Genomic DNA, 6,480 nt, shown 5'->3' with positions numbered 1-6,480 from the left:
TCGACGACGAACTCGCGGATGTCGGGCGCGAGCAGCGAGTCCAGGTCGATGTCCGCGGCGTGCTGCGAGGACACGACGACGGTGTCGAGGCGGACGGCCTTGTCGCCGTCGTACTCGATGGTGACCTGGGTCTTGCCGTCGGGGCGCAGGTACGGGATGGTCCCGTTCTTGCGGACCTCGGACAGGCGGCGGGAGAGCTTGTGCGCGATGTGGATCGGCAACGGCATCAGCTCGGGGGTCTCGTCGCAGGCGTAGCCGAACATCAGGCCCTGGTCGCCGGCGCCCTGCTTGTCGAGCTCGTCCTCGTCGCCCTCGACCCGCTTCTCGTAGGCCGTGTCGACGCCCTGCGCGATGTCGGGGGACTGCGCGCCGATGGACACCGAGACGCCGCACGAGGCGCCGTCGAAGCCCTTCTTCGACGAGTCGTAGCCGATTTCGAGGATCTTCTCGCGGACGAGCTGGGCGATCGGCGCGTACGCCTTGGTCGTCACCTCGCCCGCGATGTGCACGAGACCGGTCGTGATGAGAGTCTCCACGGCCACACGCGAGGTGGGGTCCTCGGTGAGGAGCGCGTCGAGGATCGTGTCGCTGATCTGGTCAGCGATCTTGTCGGGGTGACCCTCGGTCACGGACTCCGAGGTGAACAAGCGACGGGACACAACGCTCCCTGGGGTTGCAGCGGCTGCTGGCTGATCATTTGGCGGAACCACATCGGGGGCTGCGCCCGATCACGTTCCTTGGTGCAGTTTATCGGTCGCCACCGTTTGCCGGACCACCCGTCTCGCCTTATGGGAGCCATGTGACCTGCGGCACTCCATTCTTACGCACCCGACGGCCCGCGAAAAGGGCGACGCTCAGTCGCGTCGGCCGACCCGGGCGGGCGCGAGCCGCGGGACGACCTGGTCCCAGATCATTTCGGCCAGGGCTTCCTTGGGACCGTGGGGAACCGGCGTCTCCGTGCCGTCGGAGGCGAGGATCACGGCCTCGTTCTCCTCCGAACCGAAGGTCTTGGTCTCCCCCACCTCGTTGACCACGAGGAGGTCGCAGCCCTTGCGGCGGAGCTTCGCGCGGCCGTTGGCGAGGACGTCGTCGGTCTCGGCGGCGAAGCCGACGACGATCTGGCCGGCCGTCGCCCGGTCGGCGGAGATCTCCGCGAGCACGTCGGGATTGCGCACGAGGGCCACCGGCTCGGGCTCCTGCCCGTCCTGCTTCTTGATCTTCCCGTCCGCGTACCGGGCGGGCCTGAAGTCGGCGACGGCCGCCGCCATCACCACGGCGTCGGCGTCGGCGGCCGCCTTGAGCACCGCCTCGCGCAGTTGCAGGGCGGTGCCCACGCGCACGACGTCCGCGCCGGCCGGGTCGGGGAGGGCCGCGTTGGCGGCGATCAGGGTGACCCGGGCGCCACGGGCGACGGCGGTGCGGGCGAGGGCGTAGCCCTGCTTGCCGGAGGACCGGTTGCCGAGGAAACGGACGGGGTCCAGGGGTTCGCGCGTCCCGCCGGCGCTGATCACGACGTGCCGGCCGGCGAGGTCCGGTTCGTGGACGCCCCGGGCCAGGACCGTGCGGCAGACCTCGAAGATCTCCTCGGGGTCGGGCAGTCGTCCCTTGCCGGTGTCCTTGCCGGTGAGCCGGCCGACGGCGGGCTCGATGACGAGGGCGCCGCGACGGCGCAGGGTGGCGACGTTCTCCCGGGTGGCGGGGTGCTCCCACATCTCGGTGTGCATCGCGGGGGCGAAGACGACCGGACAGCGGGCCGTGAGCAGCGTGTTCGTGAGGAGGTCGTCGGCCAGCCCGTGGGCGGCCTTCGCCAGCATGTCGGCGGTGGCCGGGGCGACCACGACGAGGTCGGCGGCCTGGCCGATGCGCACGTGGGGCACCTCGTGGACGGTCTCCCAGACCTGCGTGGAGGCCGGGTTCCCGGACAGCGCGGCCCAGGTGGCCTCGCCGACGAAGTTCAGGGACGCCGCCGTCGGCACCACCCGTACGTCGTGACCGGACTCGGTCAGCCGGCGGAGCAGTTCGCAGGCCTTGTAGGCGGCGATCCCGCCGCTGACCCCCAGCACGACCTTCGGCTTACCCACCACGCACTCCCCTTCAGGATCGATCCGTCGGTGTTGCCCGTCGGGCCCCCGGGGCCCGTCCGAGCTATGACACACCACAGGCCCGGCAGATGTTCTGCCGGGCCTGTGGCGAAGGAATCTCGGTGCCTTACTGAGCCGGGGCCTCGATGGCCTCGGACGTCAGCAGACCCGCGTTGATCTCGCGCAGCGCGATCGAAAGCGGCTTCTCGTGGACGTGGGTGTCCACCAGCGGGCCGACGTACTCCAGCAGGCCCTCACCGAGCTGCGAGTAGTACGCGTTGATCTGACGCGCGCGCTTGGCCGCGTAGATCACGAGGCTGTACTTCGAGTCCGTGGCCTCGAGCAGCTCGTCGATCGGCGGGTTGATGATGCCCTCGGGCGCAGTGATGGAAGAGGACACGCTCTACCTTCCGAAGATGGGTGAATGATCGAAACGATCAAGTATTGACCGCGACCACATGGTGGATCACATGCTTGACCGCATGGGGGATCCGACTGTTGATCGACATGACATCGATCAACGATCAATCGATCAACGATCAGACGACATTCATCAAGGCTAGCAGCTCGCGCGCCACGTCCTCGACGGAGGTGTTGACCAGGGTGGTGTCGAACTCGGATTCGGCAGCGAGTTCGATCTTGGCGGTCGCGAGGCGGCGCTCGATGACCTCGGGGGACTCGGTGCCGCGGCCGGTGAGCCGGCGGACCAGTTCGTCCCAGCTCGGAGGGGCCAGGAAGACCAGCTGGGCATCGGGCTTGGACTCGCGGACGAGTCGGGCGCCCTGGAGGTCGATCTCCAGCAGTACGGGCTCGCCGTTGTCCAGGCGTTCCAGCACCGCGCCGCGCGGTGTGCCGTAGCGGTTGCCCGCGAACTCGGCCCACTCCAGCAGCTCGCCGTTGGCGATCAGCTTGTCGAACTCGTCGTCGTTGACGAAGAAGTAGTGGACTCCGTGTCGCTCACCGGGCCGCGGCTTGCGGGTGGTGGCCGACACCGAGAGCCATACCTCGGGGTGGACTGTACGCATATGCGCGACGACCGTGCTCTTGCCGACCCCCGAAGGGCCGGAGAGCACGGTCAGCCGCGGACGAACCTCTGCTGCCATAGAGCGATTATCCAGGTTCTCGGGACTGCCTGAGAACGCCGGGAGAACTTCGGGCAACGCCTCAGGCGTTGCTACCGCCGAACTCACGCTCCAGAGAGGCGATCTGGTTGGAACCGAGACCTCGGACACGCCGGGACTCGGAGATGCCGAGGCGCTCCATGATCTGCTTGGCGCGGACCTTGCCCACGCCGGGCAGCGACTCCAGAAGGGCGGAGACCTTCATCTTGCCGATGACGTCGTTCTCCTGACCCATCTTGATGACGTCGTGGAGAGTGGCGCCGGAGTGCTTGAGTCGATTCTTCACCTCGGCCCGCTCCCGGCGAGCCGCGGCGGCCTTTTCGAGCGCTGCTGCGCGCTGTTCAGGGGTAAGGGGCGGAAGAGCCACGCCTACGTCACCTCGGATGTCGAACTGTCGGATACGGACCGGCACGGAGCACTTGGGCACCACGCCGGGCGAGCCCCCGAACAGCGACAAAATTCGTTCGCTGCTCGTTCACTCTGGTCGGAGACTAGCGGCCAAGGCCGCTCCAGTCAGCGAGAACGGACGAAAAGTCCTGGTCAGCCTCCACTGAACCGTACATCACGGACAAAGTACCCCGGTTTTGTCCGGGGAAAGACGTTCGAATTTCGTCAGGCCGTGCCACGGGCCCGATCGGCGGCGCCGATGAAGCACTCGATTCCGCCTCCCGGGACGGCCGTACGTGACCTTGCCCACCCGGGGACGCCGAAGGGGGCCAGCCGCGGTGAAAGCGGTCCGGCCCCCTCGGTCCCCGGGTGCTCCGGGAGCGCTACGCCGCGACGGCCGCGCGGACCTCGTCGGCGAAGCCCTTCGCCGCGGCGCGCAGGGCCGCCGCGTCCGGGCCGTGCTTCAGGACGCCCCGCGAGACGTTCGGGACGACGTTGCCGACGGCCCGGCCGAACACGGCCGGCAGGTCGGCGGCGGTCGCGCCCTGGGCGCCGATGCCGGGGGCCAGCAGCGGACCGTTGATGTCCAGGTCGAAGGAGGACAGGTCGCCGAGGGTGGCGCCGACCACCGCGCCGAAGGAGCCCATCGGCTCGGCCCCGGCGTTCTCCGCCGCCAGGTGGGCCAGCATCGTCGCGCCGATGGTCCGGCCGTCCTCGCGCAGCGCCCGCTGGACCTCGGCGCCCTCGGGGTTCGAGGTGAGGGCGAGCACGAACAGGCCCGCGCCCGACGCGCGCGCCAGGTCGACGGCCGGCTTCAGGGAGCCGTAGCCCAGGTACGGGGAGACCGTCAGCGCGTCCGAGAACAGCGGCGAGGACGGGTCCAGGAAGGCGGAGGCGTAGGCGGCCATCGTCGAGCCGATGTCGCCGCGCTTGGCGTCCATCACGACCAGGGTCCCGGCCGCGCGCGCGTCCGCGACGGTCCTCTCCAGCACGGCGACACCGCGCGAGCCGAACCGCTCGAAGAAGGCGGCCTGCGGCTTGAAGACGGCGACCTCCTCCGCGAGGGCCTCCACGACGGTGCGCGAGAACCGCTCCAGGCCCGCGATGTCGTCGTCCAGCCCCCAGGAGGCCAACAGGGCGGCGTGCGGATCGATGCCGACGCACAGCGGGCCCCGCTCGTCCATGGCGGCGCGCAGACGGGTTCCGAAGGGGATCACAGGGGTCTCGGGGCTCACAGCGCGGCCTTTCGGGTCTCGGCGCCCACGGCCTCGGCCAGGGTCGCGTAGGGGCTGTTGGCCAGGCGGGCGGCCAGGCCCTTGTGGATGGCGCGGGCGTAGAAGGGGCCCTCGTAGATGAAGGCGCTGTAGCCCTGGATCAGGGTGGCGCCCGCGAGGATGCGCTGCCAGGCGTCCTCGGCGTTCTCGATGCCGCCCACGCCCACCAGGACGATCCGGTCGCCGACGCGGGCGTACAGGCGCCGCAGGACCTCCAGGGAGCGCTCCTTGACAGGCGCCCCGGACAGTCCGCCGGTCTCCTTCACCAGGGCCTGGGAGGACTTCAGGCCCAGCCCCTCGCGGGCGATGGTGGTGTTCGTGGCGATGATGCCGTCCAGGCCGAGCTCCAGGGCGAGGTCGGCGACCGCGTCGACGTCCTCGTCCGCCAGGTCCGGAGCGATCTTGACCAGGAGCGGGACCCGCCGGTCCGTGACCGCCCGGTCCGCGGCCTCGCGGACGGCGGTGAGCAGCGGGCGCAGCGACTCGGTCGCCTGGAGGTTGCGCAGGCCAGGGGTGTTCGGCGAGGAGACGTTGACGACGAGGTAGTCGGCGTGGCGGGCCAGGCGCTCGGTGGACAGCACGTAGTCGGCGGCGGCCTCGGCCTCCGGGACGACCTTGGTCTTGCCGATGTTGACGCCGACGACGGTCCGGAAGACCGGGTTGCGGGCCGCGAGGCGTTCGGCGACGGCTTCGGAGCCCTCGTTGTTGAACCCCATGCGGTTGATCAGGGCCCGGTCGGCGACGAGGCGGAACAGCCGCTTCTTGGGGTTGCCGGGCTGGGCCAGGCCGGTGACCGTGCCGATCTCGACGTGGTCGAAGCCGAGCATCGACATCCCGTCGATGGCGACGGCGTTCTTGTCGAAGCCGGCTGCGAGGCCGAACGGGCCGTGCATCCGCAGGCCGAGGGCCTCGGTGCGGAGCTCCTCGTGGCGGGGGGCGAGCGCGGCCGCGACGAAGGTGCGCAGGACGGGGGTGCGGGCGGCGAGGCGGATCCAGCGGAAGGCCGCGTAGTGGGCCTGCTCCGGGTCCATCCGCTTGAAGACCAGGTTGAAGAAGAGCTTGTACATCGTCGAGAGGATCCCTCTGCGCTCATGGAAAGGGGGACACCCGTCGTGAAACCGGTGTCCCCCCTCCCGTGTCCGGGCTGTACGGGTGTTAGTCGCGGGCCGCGGTCAGTCGCTCCGCGTGCTCCTGGAGGGAGCACACGCCCACGTCGCCGCGGTTGAGCGCGTCGATGCCCTGGACGGCGGCGGCGAGCGCCTGGACCGTCGTCAGGCACGGGACGCTGCGCGCCACGGCCGCCGTGCGGATCTCGTAGCCGTCGAGGCGGCCACCGGTGCCGTACGGGGTGTTGACGATCAGGTCGACCTGGCCGTCGTGGATCAGCTGGACGATGTTCTTCTCGCCGTCCGGGCCCTCGCCCTCGCTGAGCTTGCGCACGACGGTGGCGTTGATGCCGTTGCGGCGCAGCACCTCGGCCGTGCCGGAGGTGGCCATCAGCTCGAAGCCGTGGGCGACGAGCTCGCGCGCCGGGAAGATCATCGTGCGCTTGTCGCGGTTGGCGACGGAGATGAAGGCGCGGCCCTTGGTGGGCAGCGGGCCGTAGGCCCCGGCCTG

The 6,480-nt window shown here is 70.0% G+C and carries 7 protein-coding genes and 1 pseudogene; all 8 read right to left on the bottom strand.

Going from position 1 to position 6,480, the window contains the following annotated elements:
- The coding region (locus tag ACFVS6_RS42730; protein ID WP_389711935.1) for an S-adenosylmethionine synthetase N-terminal domain-containing protein at positions 1 to 659 on the bottom strand (659 nt) is incomplete at its 3' end.
- A gap of 195 nt (positions 660 to 854) precedes the next feature.
- A complete protein-coding gene (coaBC, locus tag ACFVS6_RS42725) occupies positions 855 to 2,081 on the bottom strand; it encodes a bifunctional phosphopantothenoylcysteine decarboxylase/phosphopantothenate--cysteine ligase CoaBC (protein ID WP_389711934.1) in 1,227 nt (408 codons plus the stop codon).
- Positions 2,082 to 2,208: 127 nt separating this feature from the next.
- The gene (gene rpoZ, locus ACFVS6_RS42720) at positions 2,209 to 2,481 is read right to left on the bottom strand and encodes a DNA-directed RNA polymerase subunit omega (protein WP_004948662.1); all 273 of its coding nucleotides are present in this window, start codon (positions 2,479 to 2,481) and stop codon (positions 2,209 to 2,211) included.
- A 139-nt stretch (positions 2,482 to 2,620) separates the two neighbouring features.
- The gene (gene gmk, locus ACFVS6_RS42715; RefSeq protein WP_389711933.1) at positions 2,621 to 3,184 is read right to left on the bottom strand and encodes a guanylate kinase; all 564 of its coding nucleotides are present in this window, start codon (positions 3,182 to 3,184) and stop codon (positions 2,621 to 2,623) included.
- 61 nt (positions 3,185 to 3,245) lie between these two features.
- The gene (gene mihF / locus ACFVS6_RS42710; protein ID WP_362884649.1) at positions 3,246 to 3,569 is read right to left on the bottom strand and encodes an integration host factor, actinobacterial type; all 324 of its coding nucleotides are present in this window, start codon (positions 3,567 to 3,569) and stop codon (positions 3,246 to 3,248) included.
- 403 nt (positions 3,570 to 3,972) lie between these two features.
- Positions 3,973 to 4,824, bottom strand: a complete 852-nt coding sequence (gene pyrF, locus ACFVS6_RS42705) for an orotidine-5'-phosphate decarboxylase (protein ID WP_389711932.1) — start codon at positions 4,822 to 4,824, stop codon at positions 3,973 to 3,975.
- A complete protein-coding gene (locus ACFVS6_RS42700) occupies positions 4,821 to 5,930 on the bottom strand; it encodes a quinone-dependent dihydroorotate dehydrogenase (RefSeq protein ID WP_389711931.1) in 1,110 nt (369 codons plus the stop codon). The genes pyrF and ACFVS6_RS42700 overlap by 4 nt, the downstream gene beginning before the upstream one ends.
- An 88-nt stretch (positions 5,931 to 6,018) precedes the next feature.
- Positions 6,019 to 6,480, bottom strand: a pseudogene (gene carB / locus ACFVS6_RS42695) (carbamoyl phosphate synthase large subunit); the annotation flags it as partial.

The sequence above is a fragment of the Streptomyces sp. NPDC057939 genome (genome assembly GCF_042887545.1).
In the GTDB taxonomy this organism is placed as follows: Bacteria; Actinomycetota; Actinomycetes; order Streptomycetales; family Streptomycetaceae; genus Streptomyces.
The sequence above is the reverse complement of the archived record's forward strand: the minus strand, read 5'-3'. Positions and strand labels throughout refer to the sequence as shown.